Origin of the sequence: Mesorhizobium sp. M0184 (assembly GCF_040322215.1) — a bacterium.
Lineage (GTDB): Bacteria > Pseudomonadota > Alphaproteobacteria > Rhizobiales > Rhizobiaceae > Mesorhizobium.
This window is the reverse complement of record NZ_JAMYSZ010000009.1, coordinates 197,310-214,346: the sequence shown is the minus strand read 5'-3', so window position 1 is coordinate 214,346 and position 17,037 is coordinate 197,310. Positions and strand designations below refer to the sequence as shown.

Sequence of the window (17,037 nt, the reverse complement as noted above, 5' to 3'; positions counted from 1 at the left end):
TCCCGGCCATCAAAAAAGCCCCATTAACTCACCAACCAGGATTTCGCTTCCCCGTGCAAAGCCCTCCTTGTGGGAGAAGGTGGATTGGCGCGCAGCGCCAAGACGGTTGAGGGGTGTTGGGAGGATCGCCGTCGTTGCCAAGCTGGAACACCCCTCATCCGACCGAGCTTCGCTCGGCCACCTTCTCCCACAAGGGGAGAAGGGAAGGGCCGCGCAGCCTACTTCCCCGGCGCTCCATAGACCGGCGTCGCAATGCCTTCCATGCGCGCCTTGATCTGCAGCGCGACGTACTTCGAATAGAAGCGCGACAGCGCCAGATTGCCGCCGTGGAACCACAGCGCTTCCTGTGCCGTCGGCTTCCACATGTTGCGCAATTCGCCTTGCCACGGCCCGGGATCGCCTTTCACGCCCGAGCCAATCCCCCAGCACGGGCCGACCTTGTCGGCGACTTCGCGCGAGACGATCGCCGCCACCGTTTCGTTCATCGACTGATAGCCGGTGCAGGCGATGATCGCGTCGGCCGTGAGTTCGGTGCCGTCGTCGAAGAGAATGCCTGTCGGCGTCAGCGACTTGATCCCGACGCCGCTGCGGATGCCGATCTCGCCGTCGATGATCAGATCGCAGGCGCCGACGTCGATATAGAAACCCGAGCCCGTGCGGTAGGCCTTCATCAGGAGCCCGGTCTCGTCGTCGCCGAAATCGATGGCGAAGCCGGCGCCGCGCAAGTGATCGTAGAAGGCCGCGTCGCGCGCCTTGATGATGTCGTAAAGCGCGCGCTGGCCTTGCGGCAGCAGCGCGAACGGCGTCGAGGCGACGATCATGTCGGCCTTCTCGGTGGTGATGCCGCGGGCCAGCGCCTTTTCCGAAAAGATCTCGAAACCGATCTCCATCAGCGTGTCCGACTTGACCACCGTCGTCGGCGAGCGCTGGACCATGGTCACCTCAGCGCCGCTCTCCCAGAGGTCGACGCTGACGTCATGGCCGGAACTTGCCGCGCCGATGACGGCGACCTTTTTGCCGCGGAATTTCTCGCCGCTGGAATACTGGCTGGAATGCAAGATTTCGCCGTCGAAGACCTCGGCGCCCGGCAGGTCGATGCGCCTGGGCGGGCCATAAGCACCGGTTGCAAAGACGATGTGCCTGGGCTTCAGCGTGATGCGCTCGCCGGCGCGATCGAGCTCGACCGTCCAGATTTTTTCGGCGTCGTCGTAGGACGCGCTGACGCATGTCGTGGAGGTCCAGTAGTTGAGCTCCATGACGCGCGTATACATTTCCAGCCAGTCGCCCATCTTGTCCTTGGGCGTGAACACCGGCCAGTTCTCGGGAAACGGGATGTAGGGCAGATGGTCGTACCAGACCGGGTCGTGCAGCACGAGCGAGCGATAGCGATTGCGCCAGGAATCGCCGGCCTGCGCATTCTTCTCAATGACGATGGCCGGCACGCCCAATTGCCTGAGCCGCGCCCCCAGCATGATGCCGCCGTGGCCGCCGCCGATAACCAGGCAGTAGGGCTGCTGGCTAACGCCGAGATCACGCGCCTCGCGGCGCCTCGCCTCCAGCCAGGTCTCGCGTTCCGGATCCGCCTTGTGGCGGACGCCCAGCGGCCGCGCCGGGCCCTTGCGCTCCTCAAAACCCTTGAGATCGGTCATCGCCGTGAACAGCGTCCGGCATTTGCCCTCCCCGAGGCGCATGATGCCCTGGCCCCATGCCGATGACGTCTCGAAAGTGAACCAGGCTTCGATGGCGCCTTCGTCCGCAGTCGCTTCGCCGCCGAGCTGCCACCGGGTTGGCTTTGCCGATGCCAGTGTCGCCTCCAGCATGTCGCGGATCGCGGCCGCCCCCTCCATCGTCTTGATGTTCCAGGTGAAGGTCAGCAGATCGCGCCAGTAGCAGTCCTCGACGAAGAGATCGGCCACTGCCGCCGTGTCGCCCGATTCGAGCGCCCGGGCAAAAGACCCGAGCCAGGTGGCGGCCTGTTTCGATGGTGCGATGTCGAGCATCTGTCTTTCCTGCTTCCCAGTGAATTCGGCGCTGCCCTTACCCATACCTTCTCCCGTGAAGAACGGGGAGAGGCAAGGGTGAGGGCAGCGGGCAACGCTCCGGAAGTTGAGAGGCAAACGCTAGGCTCGAGCAACGACCCGGCTGTCAGGCTCGCGCGCGCGCCTGATCCGAACCGCTGTCCAGCCATGCCAGATCGTCCGGCGACAGCGAAATGTCGAGCGCCTGGAGACTGTCTTCCAGTTCGTCGAGCGTGCGCGGCCCGATCAGCGGGATGGATGGAAAGGGCTGCGCCAGGACATAGGCGAGCGCCACATGGATCGGGCTCTTGCCCAGCCGTTTGGCGAGCTCGATCGCGCGGTCGCGACGGCCGAAGTTCTTCTCCGAGTACCAGACCCGGACCAGCTCCTCATTGTCGTGCCGGTCGCGCCCGGCGCGGTCGGTGAAGAAGCCGCGGCCCTGGCTCGACCAGGCGAAATTCGGCATCTGCCGGGCAGTTAGCCAGGCCTTCCATTCGTCGCTGGAGGACGTGATACAGCCGGGCCAGATCGGCTCCAGCATCTCGGCCAGCGAGAAATTGTTGGAAAGCGCGCCGGGCTTCTGCTTGCCGGTGCGCTCGGCATAGGCAATTGCCTCGTCCATTCGTTCTCGTGTCCAGTTCGAGCCGCCGAACGGCCCGCGGATGCGGCCGGCCTTGGCCTCCCGGTCCATCGCATCGACGAACTCGCCGACCGGCACGTCCGGGTTGTCGCGGTGCATGAAATAGATATCGACATGATCGGTCTGCAGCCGATCCAGCGACTGCGTCAACTGCTTGCCAATGACATCGGGATAGCAGAGCGGCGAGTGCGCGCCCTTGGCGATGACCACCGATTGCTCGCGCACGCCGCGATTCCTCAGCCATTGCCCGAGCAGCGCCTCGGTATAGCCGGCGCCATAGACATAGCCGGTGTCGAACAGATTGCCGCCGGCCTCGAAAAAGGCATCGAGCAGAATCGAGCCCGAGGAAAAGCTGCGGAAATCCTCGAAGCCGAGCGCCAGGCACGAGGCCGGCCGCGGCAGGCCCGGAATGCTGCGCTTGGGGATGGCGGTTCCGCCGGAGCGCAGCTTCCGTCCGGAGATCGTGTTGACGCGCTTTGCCGGTTTCTCGATGTCGTATTCGAGCCCGATTGCGGCCCGCCATTTGTCGAGCACGCGCAGATTGCCGAGACTGTCGGCCCAGCCCATGCCGGGCCAGGCGAACTCCTGCTTTCCGCCGAGAATGGCCTCGCCGGCGGCGTCGACCTCAAATGCGTACAGCCAGCCGTCCTCCGTGACCTCGACCACCTCGGTGTCACCCGGACGGATGATGCGGATTTCGCCGGTGCCGCCTTGCTGGCCGCCGGCATACCAGAAATCCGCCACCTCGATGCGGCCTTTGCTGCCGACAATACGCAAGACATTGTCCTGAGCGAGCGAGATGCTGCAGGACACTTCCGCGACGATGCCGCCCGGAAAATGCAACAGCGCCGACGCCCATTCGTCGACGCCGGATTGGCCGAGATGCGCAGCGCCGACGACTTTGTCCGGCTCGGCGAAGGGCTTTCCCGCCGCGGCGCCGGCAATCAGCCGCGCCATCGAGACGGGATAACCGCCGACATCGAGAATGCCGCCGCCGGCGAGATCCTTGGCGTAGAGACGGTGCTCCGGCATGAAGCCCGGCATGGCGAAGCCGAAGCTGGATTTGATCATCTTGATGTCGCCGATCGCGCCGGCCCTGATCAGCTCGACCAGCTTGGCCGTCTGCGGATGCAGCCGGTACATGAAGGCTTCGCCGAGAAAGGTGCCGGCCTTGCGCGCGGCATGGATCATGGCGTCGGCTTCGAATGCGGTCAGGCCAAGCGGCTTTTCGCAAAGCACGTGCTTTCCGGCCTCGGCCGCCTTGATCGCCCATTCGGCATGGCTCGGATGCGGCGTCGAAATATAGATCGCGTCGACATCCGGATCGCCAACCAAAGCCTCGTAGCCGTCCAGGATGCGAGCGCCGGGGAAAGCCTCGGTGAGCCCCGCCTTGCCCGGATTGCGCGCCCCTAGGGCGACCAATGTGCCGGTGCGCGAATGGGCGACGCCCCCGGCAAAAGCCTTGGCGATGTTGCCGGGCCCGAGAATGCCCCAGCGAACTTTTTCTGGTTTGGACGTCATGTCAATCTCCGTGGGGTGGCCGCGAGCAATCGCGATCGGACAAAAGAAAGATGGGTTAGCGAATGCGTGCGCCGGTGGCGTCGAAGAGAAGCGAGCGGTCGGCTTTGATCGACACCACCAGGTCGTCGCCGTTCGCGCGATGCCGCGAGGCCTCGCGCTCGATGATCAGTTCCTCGCGTCCGCCCCCGGTACCGGAATTGGCATAGACATAGCTCACCGATCCCAAGTGCTCGGCGACGTCGGCCTTGAGGGTAAGGTCGCAATCGCCCTGGCCGGCGTCGAAGAAATGCTCCGGCCGCACGCCAAGCACGACATCGCCGCCTGTTGCAGGCAAGGCATCCGAAAGCGGCTTGCGCAGTCGCGCGCCGCGATGATTGACCAGTTCGACGACCGCCGCACCGTTGTCGGCCCCGACCATTTTTGCCGCCAGGAAGTTCATTTTCGGCGAGCCGACGAAGCCGGCAACGAAGCGGTTGGCGGGGTCGTCGTAGAGATCGAGCGGCGCGCCGATCTGCTCGATATTGCCGGCGTTGAGCACGACGATCCTGTCGGCCAGCGTCATCGCCTCGGTCTGGTCGTGCGTCACATAGACCATGGTAACGCCGAGTTCCTTATGAAGGCGCGATATCTCGACGCGCATCTGCACCCGGAGCTCGGCATCGAGATTGCTGAGCGGTTCGTCGAACAGGAACACTTGCGGCTCACGCACGATGGCGCGGCCGATGGCGACGCGCTGGCGCTGGCCGCCCGACAATTGCCGCGGCCGCCGCTTCATCAGCTCGGCGATGCGCAGGATTTCGGAAGCCCGCTTCACCCGCCGCTCGGTATCTGCCTTGGGGTTGCCGGTCATTCTCAGGCCGAAGCTCAGATTCTGCTCGACCGTCATGTGCGGATAGAGCGCGTAGGACTGGAACACCATGGCGATGCCGCGATCGGCCGCCTCGACGTCGTTCACCACCTTGCCGCCAATGGCGATCTCGCCGTCGCTGATGTCCTCGAGCCCGGCGATCATCCGGAGCAGCGTGGACTTGCCGCAGCCGGAAGGGCCGACGAAGACGACGAATTCGCCGTCATCGATGTCGATATTGGCGCCGTGGACGATCTCGAAGACGCCGAAGCGCTTGATGACGTTTTTGAGTGTGACTGCCGCCATGCTGATCCTTACTTGATGGCGCCGGCGGCGATGCCGGCAACGAAATGGCGCTGCAGAAGCACGAACACGACGAGCATTGGCGCCGTCAGCATCACCGCGCCCGCCATGATGCCGCCCCAGGACACCTTGGTGAGACCGATCAGCGTGCCGAGCGCCACGGGCGCGGTCATTGCGCCCGGCTTGGAATTGATCAGCAGCGGCCAGAGATAGTTGTTCCAGGAGGCAAGGAAGAGGATGATGGCGAGCGCCGCCAGCATCGGCCGCGCCAGAGGCAGTGCGACGAACAGGAATATCCGCCATTCCTTGACGCCCTCGACCTTGGCGGCGTCGAACAGCTCGTGCGGCATCATCGAAAAACTCTGCCGCATGAAGAGCACGCCCAGCGAATTGAACAGCGGCGGCACGATCAGCGCTACCCAAGTGTTGGCGAGCTTGAAGTCGCGCGCCACCATGATGAATTGCGGGATCAGCACGACCGCATAGGGCAGCGTGATGGTGCCGAAGATGATGGCGACGACCATGCCCTTGCCGAAGAAGTTGTAACGCGCCAGCGCCCAGCCGGCCATCGAGGTCAGCATCACCGACAGGAAGGTATAGGTCACCGCCACCGAGACGGAGATGCCGATGGCACCGATGAAATTGGTGCCGCGCTGCAGATTGCTGACATTGTCGAGGAAATTGCCATGCGGCAAAAGCTCGATGTCGGGGCTGAAGATGCCGTTGTCGGGCATCGTCGAAAAAACCACCATCATCCACAGCGGAAACAGCCAGACCAGCGCCAGCGGCGTCAGGAACAGATGCAGCGCGATGCTGCGTCCCAATCTGGCCTGGGAACGGCTGACTCTTGAGTGCGAGGTCATTTCGGTTCCCTCGTCAGCCATATCTGCACCAGCGAAATGGCAATCGCCAGCCCGGCCATGGTGTAGGCGACGGCCGAAGCGTAGCCGAAATTGAGCGACCGGAAGCCCTGGCGGTAAAGCAGCAGCCCGAGCGTTTCGGTGCCGCCGCCCGGCCCGCCGCGCTCGGTGATCAGGAAGGGCTCGGTGAACAGCTGCATGGTGCCGATGATCGACAGCACGGCGCAGAACACGATGATCGGCTTGAGCAGCGGCAGCGTGATGTAGAAGAACTGTTTGACCTTGCTGACCCGGTCCAGGGTCGCCGCCTCGTAGACATCCTCGGGAATCGACTGCAGGCCGGCGAGCAGGATGATGGCGTTGTACCCGGCCCAGCGCCACGTCACCGCCATCATGATCACCGCCATCGCCGGGGTGACGTTGGTAAACCAGTCGACACTGGGCAGGCCGATGCCGTTCAGCAATTTGTTGATGATGCCGTAGTCGAGATTGAACATCAGCCGGAAAACCGCCGAATAGGCGACCTCGCCGACCACGACCGGCGCGAAGAAGGCAAAGCGGAACAGGCCACGGGCCTTGAGCAGTGGCGAATTCAAAAGCACCGCCATCACAATCGCCAGGGAAATCATCACCGGCACCTGGATGACAAGGATCAGCAATGTGTTCTTCAAGGCATTGAAGAAGGCCGGATCGCCGATCAACCGGCCCCAGTTGAAGGTCGGCGCGAAGCGCCACGGCACGGTGCGCGTCGCCTGGAACGAGATCAGGAAGGAATCGATGATCGGCCACAGCCAGAAGATCGAAAAAATCAGCAGATACGGCGCGAGGAAGCGATACGCCGTGGCGTTCTGGTAGCGCATCGTTTTCCTCCTTTCTGCTTTCAAGTTCTTGCCTTCTCCCCTTGTGGGAGAAGGTGGATCGGCGCGTAGCGCCGAGACGGTTGAGGGGTGATGGCCGGAGTGCCGCCGGCGCCAAGCTGGAGCACCCCTCATCCGTCGCCTTCGGCGATACCTTCTCCAACAAGGGGAGAAGGAGCCGCGCGCTCGGAGCCGCCTCGTCTAGATCACGACTTGACCGGCAGGCCGGTCGCCGCGGCGATCTGGCTTGCGGCATCGTCGAGAGCTGCCTTGGCGTCGGGATAGCCGCCGGCCAGATATTTGGTCTGCACCGCGCGGATGATGATTTCGGCGTCGCTCTGGAACGGCGTGCCGCGGCTGGGGACGACCTTGGGCAAGGTGCCGAGGATGTCCTTCCACACGGCCTGGCCACCCCAATAGGGCAGGCCTTCGGAGACATAAGGGTCGTTGAGCGCCGAGATCAGCGACGGCACCAGGCCGAAGCCTTTCAGCATGGTGATCTGGCCCTCATTCGTCGCAAGCGTGTATTTCAGATAGGCGTAGGCGGCTTCCTTGTTCTTAGACACCGAGGTGATGGCGAGCGAGGAGCCGCCGAGATTGGCGGCGCGCGGACCGTCGGCGGTCAGGCTCGGCATCAGATAGACGCCCCATTTGCCTGCCCCATCGGGCGATTCGGTGCGCACGGTGCCTTCATACCAGCCGCCATACATCTGCGTGGCGACCTTGCCGGCGGTATTGTTGGTGATCTTGGTGCTCCAGTCGGCAGAGGAAATGATGCCGGCGTCCTTCATCTCCTTGATCTTGGTCATGGCATCGACGCATTTGGGCTGGTTGACCGTGATCGATTGCCCGTCGGCGGAGAAGTAGGCGCAACCCTGCTCGTTGGAGATCATGCGGAAGAATTCGGAATCGCCGTTGAAATCGGCGTTGGTCATCGTGACGCCGGGATTGGCGGCCTGGATTTTCTTGGCGGCGGCGATGAAATCGTCCCAGGTCTTGATCGAGGACGGATCGACGCCAGCCTTCTCGTAGAAGTCGCGGCGGTAGAACATCGCCACTGGACCGGAATCCCAGGGCATCGCATAGGCCTTGTCGTCAACCTCGAGCTCGGTACGCTTGAAGTCGGGGAATTTTGCCTGGTCTTCCGCGGTGTAGCCGAGCGTATGCAGGTCGACGAAGCAATCCGGGAACTGGCTCCAGTAGTTTTCGGCTTCGCCGTTCTCAATCGTAACGATGTCAGGCAGCCCCTCGCCGCCGGCGGCACAGCCGGCGATCGATTTGTCGTAGGTCGGCTGGTTGCCAAGGTCCTCGACCGTCACCTTGATGTCGGGATACTGCTTGTTGAAGCCCGCTATGGTCGCCTTCAGCGACGAAGCGGCGATATTCCAGCTCCAGATCGTGATTTCACCGGACTGCGCAAAGGCCGGGCTGGAGCCCAAGGCAAGCGCGAGCGCGGCGCAGGTCAATTTTATGCGCATTGAAATCCTCCCATTTCAGTTGCTCTCTGTTTGCGAGCGTGGCTAGACTAGGCCTCGGGAAAGCCTTGTCCGCGACAAAGGGAATAAGAAATGAGCGGAAAGTAAGATGCCGGAAAGGCCGTTTTACCAGCCTGGCGCCAGCAGCGTGGAGGGCCTGCCGCTGCTGCTGCAGATGTTCCACACCCAGCCCCTGGTGATGCTCAAGCCGCATTGGCACGCCCAGGTCGAGGTGAATTTCATCGTGCGTGGCGCCGTGCATTACCGCATGGACGGGCACGGGCTTTCGCTTTCTGCGGGCGACATGTGCCTGTTCTGGGGCGGCCTGCCGCACCAGATGGACGAAGCCTCCGACGATGCCATCTATGCCGGCGCGCATTTGCCGCTGGTGCATTTCTTCCGGCTGCATTTGCCCGTCGAGGTCCGCAACAGACTGATGACCGGGGCGACGCTGGTGACCGACGCCACCGACCGTTCGGACGACCACAATTTCGAGCGCTGGAACCGCTATGCCCGCTCCGGCGACCCGGTCAAGGCCGAGCATGCCGTCAACGAGCTTTTGCTGCGGCTGGAGCGGGTGCGCTTCGAGCCTTACCGGCTGGTGCCCGAAACCCCGGTCGAACAGGAGATAGGCAGTCCCTTCGATCAGCAATCGCTGCGCAATGTCGGGCGCATGTGCGACTTCATCGCCGAGAATTTCCTCTACGAGATCGATTGCGTCGACATCGCCGCGGCGGCCGATATCCATCCCAAATACGCCATGAGCATCTTCAAGAAATCGACCGGCATGACGCTCAATGAATATGTGAATTTGCTGCGCCTCAGCTACGCGCAGGCGCTGCTGATGCATCAGGATGCCAATGTGCTGCGCGTCGCCATGGAATCGGGCTTCGGCTCGCTCAGTGCCTTCAACAAGTCGTTCCGCAAGCTTTCCGGCATGTCGCCGTCGGATTTCCGCAGGGGCGTGGCCGGCGCCAGATAACGGCTGGATTCAGCCGATAATATCCAGGCGCCTCGGCAGGCGGTTCATCGGCGACGGCCCGTTGGCGGTGATCAGGAACTGGTCCTCGAGATTGAAGCTGGCGAGACCGTCGATGTAGAGCGGGATCTCGAATGCCAGCACCATGCCGGCCTCGATCACGACATTGCTGTCGGCCGAGATGAACGGCCATTGCTCGGAAAACACGGAATGGCCGACGCCGTGGCCGAAATGGCCGCGGCGATAGGAACGCAGGCCCTGGCGCGCCAGGCTTTCGCTGGCGGCGCGATGCACGGCGGCTAACGGCTTTCCGGGCATAAGCGCGGCAAGCCCGTCGGCGAAGGCGCGTTCGGCTATCGCATGCAATTCGGCCTGTTCGGGCGACGGCGGCCCGAAGGTGAAATTCCGCGACATATCCGAGGCATAGCCGTTCACGCTGCACACCATGTCGGCCTTCAGCGGATCGCCGGCGGCGGCGACGGCGTCGGCGCCTTTCGGGCGAGCGCCCAGCGTGACGTATTCCGCCGTCGAGATTTGCTGCGACGACCCGGCGGCTGCATCCGCGACGCCTTGCCGGTAAAGCGCGACCAGCTCAGACTGACGCATGCCGTTTGTCGCATGCTGCTGCAGCCGCGACAGGCCGGCTTCCGACAGGGCGATGCCCTGCTGCAGAAGGTCGATCTCGCTCTGCGATTTGATTGCCCGCAGCCTGTCGAGAACCGGTGAGCCGTTGACCAGGGCAGTGCCCGGCAACATCGCCTGCATCGCGGAAAAATCGCTGGCCGAGACGAAATCCAGCTCGATGCCGAGCGTCGCACGCTCCAGCCCGAATTCTGCGAGGATCGTTTTCAGCTCGCGGACGGAGCGGGCAAGCTCAAAGGTCGCCGGACGTGAAAAACCGGGAGCGCGGCCAACCAGGCCGGCCTCGATGCGCTGCGCAACAGGCCGGTCGGCCGTCGCCGGCTCGAGCGACGCCGATTCGATCCAGATCGCATGCGTGCGCAGCACGGCGCCGGCCATCGCCGCCCGGAGCCGGGCAGCCTGGAAATCCGCCACCACGACGCCGATCGGCAGGTCGCCTCGCTTGGGAATAACGACGAAACCGGCGCCGGCCCGCCGGAACAGGCCGGCCGGGCCGATCCAGGCACCGGTGGCATATTGGAACGCCTCGGGCTCGCAAAGCACCAGCGCCTCGATGCCGGCGCGCTGCATCAGGTCAGTTGCGCGCTCGCGGTCGACAAAGCCGGTCATGGGATCTCCTCGAATGCACTCGAATCCGACGCCGATGCGGCGGCGTTTGGCCTTAGCGTAGCTTCAGTGCCGCTGTGGAGCAGCTTTTTTCTGGAAGCGCTGTTCACCTTGAGAGTTCGTCGTCGGGAAACGAAAAAAGCCGCGGCGAACCACGGCTTTCAACGCGACAAGTGGTCTGTTTCGAATGCTTACTCGGTTTCGTCAGAGGTGTCGTCGGCAGTGTCTGCCGCGTCTTTCGCGGCCTTCCTATCCAGCGCTGCCTGCAAGGCCAGCGTTGCCTGCGGTGAGGCCGGTGTCGTGGCAACGACCGCCATTGCATGAGCAACGCCGGTCGTCGACTTGTCCTTGGCCGCGGCGGAAGTGGCGGCTCCGTGTCCCTGCGAGCCGGCCCCGGCCGAGTTTCCGCCGTTACCGTTGCTGCCGCCATTGCCGTTGCCATTGCCATTGCCGCCGGGAGCAGCGAGTACCGGAGATGCGACAAGGGTGAGAGCGGCTACAGTCGCGAATAGACAGGTGCGCGTTTTCATAGTTCCTCCTTCGAGTCGCCCTCCCGCCAGGATGGGTTTCAGATGAAAAACGTCAGGACTTTCGAATCCGAAAGTCGGCTGTTACCTAGCTTTGTTCAAATACAGTATTCTACAAGACGGACCTTGGTCCGAAATCGATACGCAAAAGTCCTGGATTTTATCGACAGCGTACTTCGGACGACCGCAGCGGCGGGATTTTTGCTGCCGGCAGATCCGGCGCCGCTACAGCGCAGTGTGCGTCGGCTGACATCAGGCTAGGGTCGAGGAAACCTAGCTGCTCGGCCATCGGTGAGATCATTCAAGGCGATTGAGGAACATTCCACATTTCGTGAAGTTGGGAGCGCAGGCGCGCTTTTGAGGTGCCAAAATGTTTGATGCCGGCGGGCTTTTGGGAGGAAGCCATGATCCGCGTCACGCCTGCATTTCGTGTTTCGCGCCGCCGCGCGTTGCAGTTTGGCCTGGGAGCAACGCTCGCTTCGGCCACCGGCCTTGCCCCGGTTTCCCGGGCCTATGCGCAGGATGAGGTCAAAGACGAAGACATTTTTTCCGGTTCGCCCTCAATCTCGAATATATGGAAGCCGAATATTACCTGCGCGGCACAACCGGAAAGGGATCGAAGACTCGGATGCCGGTCCGAAGGCCGGCGCTGTCGTTGGCGGCAAACAGGTCAGCTTTGACACGCCTGCAATCGGCGAGTTCATGCGCCCATGGCATCCAAAAAGCTAGTGAGTTCAATTGGCTCGCCCGAAAAGAGTCGAACTCCTGACCCCCAGATTCTGGTCTGAGAGTCGAGATCTAGGCGGTTCGAACGTGTCCCCTACTCCGTCAACGCTCCGGCTTCCCACCGCCAAGGCACATCATGGTTTAGGAGCTTGGCTTAGACGCTCGAAGTGAAGTACCCAGCCCATACCTTATTCCATTCTGGAGTTTCCACGTTGATCGTAGCGGTCAAGGCCGCCGAGAATCCGAGATGGTCAATACCAGCGAAATGATGCAGGTTCTTCTGGACCACGTGGCAAGCAGGCCGCTGAGCAGACGTAGCTTCCTGGTTTCAGCATATGGACCCTCTTTGTAATACGAATTGAAAATTGCGCCCTCATGTTTCAGAACAGGTCGGTAGACCCGCGAGGATGGTTTCGAATCCTGCGGGTCGCTCACGGTCCTCAAGGCGAGAATTCTAAGAGACGTTCAACAATGACCCAGCACGCAGAAAACGCTCGAATTCTCATGTACAGCCACGACACGTTCGGGCTCGGCCATTTGCAGCGCTGCCGGACTATCGCGCATTCGCTGGTCGAGGATTTCCGCGGACTTCAGGTGCTTATCATTTCGGGTGCGACTATCGCTGGCGCCTTCGACTACCGCGCCCGTGTCGACTTCGTGAAGATCCCCAGCGTCATCAAGCTGCGCAACGGCGAATACACCTCGCTGGAAAAGGACATCGATCTGCATGAGACGCTAAGGATGCGCCAGTCGATCATCCGCCATACAGCTGAGACCTTCCGGCCGGATATCTTCATCGTCGACAAGGAACCGCTCGGCCTGCGCGGTGAGATTGAGGACACGCTGTCCTACCTCAAGACGCGGGGCACCACGCTGGTGCTTGGCCTGCGCGAGGTGATGGATGCGCCGCATCTGCTCGAAGCAGAGTGGGCACGCAGAGACGTGATGCGCAAGATAGGCGTCTTCTACGACAAGGTCTGGGCCTATGGTCCGCCGGATTTCTACGATCCGTTGACCGGCTTGGATGTGCCCCCGGCTGTCAGGGCAAAGATGAGGTTCGTCGGTTTCCTGCAACGGAGCCTGCAGCGGAACGAGTTGCCCGGCCACCGGCCCGAGGGCGATTATATCCTCATTACTACCGGTGGCGGCGGTGACGGCGCCGATCTGATCCACGACGTCATTGATGCCTATCAGCAGGATCCGCAATTGCAGCATAGAGCCCTGATCGTGCTTGGGCCTTACATGCCGGCGCGCAAGCGCAACAAGCTGCTCAAGAAGGGGTCCAAGATCCCCTACATCAAGATCATCGAGTTCGACAACCGCATGGAAGACCTGATTGCCGGCGCCAAGGCGGTAGTGGCGATGGGCGGCTACAACACCTATTGCGAGATACTGTCTTTCGACAAGCCGGCGCTGATCGTGCCGCGCGTCGAGCCCCGCCAGGAACAACTGATCCGCGCACGGCGCGCAGCCGAACTCGGCCTCATCGAGATGCTTTTGCCGGAAGAAGCCGAGGATTCCCGGCGGTTTGCTGATGCATTGAAGGTGCTGCCGGACCGGCCCCGCCCATCGCAGAGCAATCCGCATCTGACGCTGGAGGGGCTGCCTCATATTTCCGAAATCGTCGCGGAACTGCTCGACCGGCGGGCCGGCCATCACCTTTCGGTCATTGAAGGAATGACCTGAGTTGCAACATCGCAAGATCGTCGTGGTTCTGAAGGGTTATCCGCGGCTGTCCGAAACCTTCATCGCGCAGGAACTGCTCGGTCTTGAGCGTGCGGGGTTCGACCTGATACTCGTCGCGCTCAGGCGGCCGACCGACGAAAAACGCCACCCCGTGCATGACGAGATCAAAGCGCCCGTCCATTATCTGCCGGAATATCTGCATGAAGAGCCGCTGCGCGTGCTTCGCTCGCTGTTTGCCTGTCTGCTGCGTCCGGGCTTCTGGCGCGCGCTCGGATCGCTGGCTGCCGATATGCCCCGCGACTTTACGCGCAATCGCGCGCGCCGCTTCGGGCAAGCGCTCGTGCTGGCGGCCGAATGGCCGGAAAACGCGGGCTGGCTGCATGCACATTTCGCGCACACGCCTGCATCGGTGACGCGCTATGCCAGCCAGCTTCGTGGCCTGCCCTGGACCTGCTCGGCCCATGCCAAGGACATCTGGACTTCGGCGGACTGGGATCTGGCCGGCAAGCTTTCCTCGGCGCGCTGGACGGTCACTTGCACGAAAACCGGCTTCGATCGTCTGAAAAAACTCGCTAACGGCAACTCGTCTGTGCATCTGAGCTATCATGGGCTCGACCTTGATCGCTTCGGCAGTTTCGGCGAGGCGCGAAAGCAGCATGACGGCTCGGCTCCGGACGAACCGGTTGTCGTTCTGAGTGTCGGGCGCGCCGTTGAAAAGAAAGGTTACGATACGTTGCTGGAGGCCCTTGCCCTGTTGCCCGGCGATTTGGCGTGGCGTTTCGAGCATATCGGCGGCGGCGAAGAACTGGAACGGTTCAAGGCGCTGGCGCAAAAGCTCGGCCTGGATGGTCGCGTCTCTTGGAAAGGCGCGCTTGCGCAGGAGGAGGTGCTTGAGCGCTACCGCCGCGCCGACATCTTCGCCCTGGCCTGCAGGATCACCGCAAATGGCGACCGCGACGGTCTGCCGAACGTTCTGGTGGAGGCGGCTAGCCAGCGGCTTGCCTGCGTGTCGACCGATATTTCCAGCGTGCCGGAGCTTTTATCGCCGGATGAAACCGGGTTGCTGGTTCCGACGGAAAACCCGATTGCCCTGGCACAGGCGCTGGAGCGCCTGATCCGTGATCCCGTGCTCCGCGACCGCCTCGGCGACGCCGCAGAGCGGCGCGTGCGCGGCAATTTCGATCATATGGCAAGCATTGGACAGCTCAAGGAACTGTTCGAGCGGGAGTGGCGGGCCGCCGAATGAAGCGGCTGCGCGCTTTCTTCTATGTCCAGCACCTGCTCGGCATCGGCCATCTCGCGCGCGCCAGCCGCATTGCGGCGGCTCTGGTCGATGACGGGTTTGACGTTACCGTCGTGACCGGCGGAGCGCCGATCGCCGGGTTTCCGGGACTGGGTGTACAATCTGTAACCCTGCCACCTGTCACCTCCGGTGATGAAGGATTTTCGGGACTTGTCGACCTGCAAGGCAACCCGATCGACGATGATTTCAAGAAATGGCGTTCAGAGATGCTGCTGCAGGCATTCCGGGATTGCAGGCCTGATATCGTCATTGTCGAGGCGTTTCCATTTGGACGCCGGCAGATGCGTTTCGAACTCTTGCCGCTGATCGAGGCCATCGACGCGACGTCGCCCAGACCGCTGCTGGCGACGTCCGTCCGTGATATCCTCCAGGAGCGCGTCAAGCTGGGCCGAAACGAGGAAACGGTCGATCTCATCAACAGGCATTTCGATCTTGTTATGGTCCATGGCGATCCGGCTTTCGCAACCATCGACAAGACATTTCCACTGGCTGGGGCGATCAGGGCCGAGGTCACCTACACGGGGCTCGTTGCCGCGCCGCCATCGCCCGCGGCCTCCGAGCGCTTCGACGTTCTGGTGTCGGTTGGCGGCGGGGCTGCCGGAAAGAGCCTTGTCAGATCCACCATCGCAGCGGCGCGGAATGCCAACAACGCTTGGAAATGGTGTTTGATCACCGGCCCAAACCTGCCGAAAGACGAGTTTGACGCGATCGCACGCGATGCCACGCCGGGCCTGTCCATCTTCCGGTTCCGCGAGGATTTCGCCAGCCTGCTGACCGGCGCCCGCCTGTCAGTCTCGCAGGCGGGTTACAACACGGTCTGCGATGTCCTGCGCGCGGGTTGTCGCTCCCTGCTCGTCCCATTTGCAGCCGGCGGGGAAACCGAACAGACGGTTCGCGCCCTGATGCTCGAAGAACTCGGTCTTGCAACGGTGCTGATGGAAAAGGATCTGACGCCTGAAGGTTTGGCGCAAGCGATCGAACAAGCGCTTGTGGAACCGACGCCATCCGCGCATCGTCTCGATCTGGAAGGCGCGCGTCGCTCCGCGCAAATCCTGCGCGAGCGGCATCGAACATGGTCCCTAAATGTGGGGCCCGGTTTCGGAAAAGTTCATGATTGAACAGACGATAGATCCTAGAGCGGTTCATCGTTTCACGCAGAACCGCTCTGTCTCTTTGTTTTGACGCAATTCCGGACGGAAAGCCGTTTCCACACTTTCCTGCAAATGCTCTAACGCGCGTCGCGTCTGGTGAGATTCGTGCGACGCGCTTCAAGTCCTGTTTTATGCGTGTCGTTGTCCCAAAACCGCTACGCGCTTTTGGGCGAAATGCATTAAACAGTTCCAATCAGCATGAAGCGCGTATAATTTTTTGTCGGCAGTTCGCCGGAGAACCGCACCTCCCGTAGCGCCGCCATTTCCTCGAAGGCTGCAAGCGAAGCCACGCAGTTGATGTGCGTCGGCTCGCTGAAATAATCGTTCGATTGCAGCAGTACATTCGTGCCCGGCGGAAGCAGAGCAAGCCAGGCGCGCAGATCGGCTATGTGTTCGCAGCTCGTATTGACTATCAGATCGGGCCGCCCGGCCGCATAGTCGAGTGCGTACATATCTGCCGTCAGCGCCCGGAACCGGTCGCCGGCTTCCCGGTTGAGGGTCCGGGCGACCGGCGCGACTTCGGGGTCGATGTCGATGCTATCGACCGCCGCGATGTCGAAGCGGGCGTCGTTGAAAAGCATTGCCGGCAATACGCCGTACCATCCACCCAGAACCCATATGCGCCCGAAGCGGCCGCCGCCGCTTTCGAACAGCCTATCGAGCGCCCACATCTTGCAGGCGACCTGCTTGTGGTTGAAGGCGTTGGCGATATCGGCCTTCGGATGCTTGGCGACGACGCGCGCCAGCCCTGCCACGAGAGGGCAGTTGACATAAGCAGCAATTCCCCGCGTGAGGTCCAAGGCTTGCTCGTGCCAGTCCATGGCATTGCGTGGTTGCGTGACATCCATCATAATTCGTCTTGTATGTTGGGATTTTGGGCGACACAACGCAATCTT

At 62.2% G+C, this 17,037-nt stretch carries 13 protein-coding genes and 1 pseudogene; 5 read left to right on the top strand and 9 right to left on the bottom strand.

Annotated features, from left to right (window positions below):
* Positions 1 to 218: 218 nt before the first annotated feature.
* From NKJ23_RS14090 to NKJ23_RS14065, 6 genes are all read right to left on the bottom strand, one after another.
* Positions 219 to 2,000: an NAD(P)-binding domain-containing protein gene (locus NKJ23_RS14090; RefSeq protein ID WP_352680680.1), complete on the bottom strand. Its 1,782-nt coding sequence runs from the start codon at positions 1,998 to 2,000 to the stop codon at positions 219 to 221.
* Positions 2,001 to 2,145: 145 nt separating this feature from the next.
* The gene (locus NKJ23_RS14085) at positions 2,146 to 4,179 is read right to left on the bottom strand and encodes an aldo/keto reductase (protein ID WP_352680679.1); all 2,034 of its coding nucleotides are present in this window, start codon (positions 4,177 to 4,179) and stop codon (positions 2,146 to 2,148) included.
* A 55-nt stretch (positions 4,180 to 4,234) separates the two neighbouring features.
* Positions 4,235 to 5,332 (bottom strand): ABC transporter ATP-binding protein, encoded by a 1,098-nt coding sequence (locus NKJ23_RS14080; RefSeq protein ID WP_023675944.1) that lies wholly within the window; start codon positions 5,330 to 5,332, stop codon positions 4,235 to 4,237.
* A gap of 8 nt (positions 5,333 to 5,340) precedes the next feature.
* Positions 5,341 to 6,192 carry a carbohydrate ABC transporter permease gene (locus tag NKJ23_RS14075; protein WP_023675945.1) on the bottom strand — a complete coding sequence of 284 codons (852 nt, stop codon included), beginning with the start codon at positions 6,190 to 6,192 and terminating at the stop codon, positions 5,341 to 5,343.
* Positions 6,189 to 7,049, bottom strand: a complete 861-nt coding sequence (locus tag NKJ23_RS14070; protein ID WP_023675946.1) for a carbohydrate ABC transporter permease — start codon at positions 7,047 to 7,049, stop codon at positions 6,189 to 6,191. The genes NKJ23_RS14075 and NKJ23_RS14070 overlap by 4 nt, the downstream gene beginning before the upstream one ends.
* A gap of 203 nt (positions 7,050 to 7,252) precedes the next feature.
* The gene (locus tag NKJ23_RS14065) at positions 7,253 to 8,524 is read right to left on the bottom strand and encodes an extracellular solute-binding protein (protein WP_023675947.1); all 1,272 of its coding nucleotides are present in this window, start codon (positions 8,522 to 8,524) and stop codon (positions 7,253 to 7,255) included.
* Between the two features lie 106 nt (positions 8,525 to 8,630).
* Between NKJ23_RS14065 and NKJ23_RS14060 the strand changes: the two genes are divergently transcribed.
* Positions 8,631 to 9,503 carry a helix-turn-helix domain-containing protein gene (locus tag NKJ23_RS14060; RefSeq protein ID WP_023675948.1) on the top strand — a complete coding sequence of 291 codons (873 nt, stop codon included), beginning with the start codon at positions 8,631 to 8,633 and terminating at the stop codon, positions 9,501 to 9,503.
* A gap of 9 nt (positions 9,504 to 9,512) precedes the next feature.
* On the opposite strand, the gene NKJ23_RS14055 is transcribed toward NKJ23_RS14060, so the two are convergent.
* Together NKJ23_RS14055 and NKJ23_RS14050 are read right to left on the bottom strand one after the other, a co-directional pair.
* Entirely contained in the window at positions 9,513 to 10,751 is a 1,239-nt protein-coding gene (locus NKJ23_RS14055; RefSeq protein ID WP_023675949.1) for a M24 family metallopeptidase, read from the bottom strand.
* A 188-nt stretch (positions 10,752 to 10,939) separates the two neighbouring features.
* Complete coding sequence (locus tag NKJ23_RS14050) at positions 10,940 to 11,278, bottom strand: hypothetical protein (RefSeq protein WP_023675950.1); 339 nt, start codon at positions 11,276 to 11,278, stop codon at positions 10,940 to 10,942.
* Between the two features lie 401 nt (positions 11,279 to 11,679).
* Here NKJ23_RS14050 and NKJ23_RS14045 point away from each other — a divergent pair.
* The 4 genes and pseudogenes from NKJ23_RS14045 to NKJ23_RS14030 form a co-directional block, all read left to right on the top strand.
* Positions 11,680 to 11,983 (top strand): annotated as a pseudogene (locus NKJ23_RS14045) (ferritin-like domain-containing protein); the annotation flags it as partial.
* A 489-nt stretch (positions 11,984 to 12,472) separates the two neighbouring features.
* Positions 12,473 to 13,687: a glycosyltransferase family protein gene (locus NKJ23_RS14040; protein ID WP_352457171.1), complete on the top strand. Its 1,215-nt coding sequence runs from the start codon at positions 12,473 to 12,475 to the stop codon at positions 13,685 to 13,687.
* A gap of 1 nt (position 13,688) precedes the next feature.
* A complete protein-coding gene (locus NKJ23_RS14035) occupies positions 13,689 to 14,933 on the top strand; it encodes a glycosyltransferase (protein ID WP_352577349.1) in 1,245 nt (414 codons plus the stop codon).
* Positions 14,930 to 16,108: a glycosyltransferase family protein gene (locus NKJ23_RS14030; protein WP_023675953.1), complete on the top strand. Its 1,179-nt coding sequence runs from the start codon at positions 14,930 to 14,932 to the stop codon at positions 16,106 to 16,108. The genes NKJ23_RS14035 and NKJ23_RS14030 overlap by 4 nt, the downstream gene beginning before the upstream one ends.
* Before the next feature lie 212 nt (positions 16,109 to 16,320).
* Here NKJ23_RS14030 and NKJ23_RS14025 read toward each other — a convergent pair whose 3' ends face one another.
* Entirely contained in the window at positions 16,321 to 16,989 is a 669-nt protein-coding gene (locus tag NKJ23_RS14025) for a class I SAM-dependent methyltransferase (protein ID WP_156937317.1), read from the bottom strand.
* Between the last annotated feature and the right edge of the window lie 48 nt (positions 16,990 to 17,037).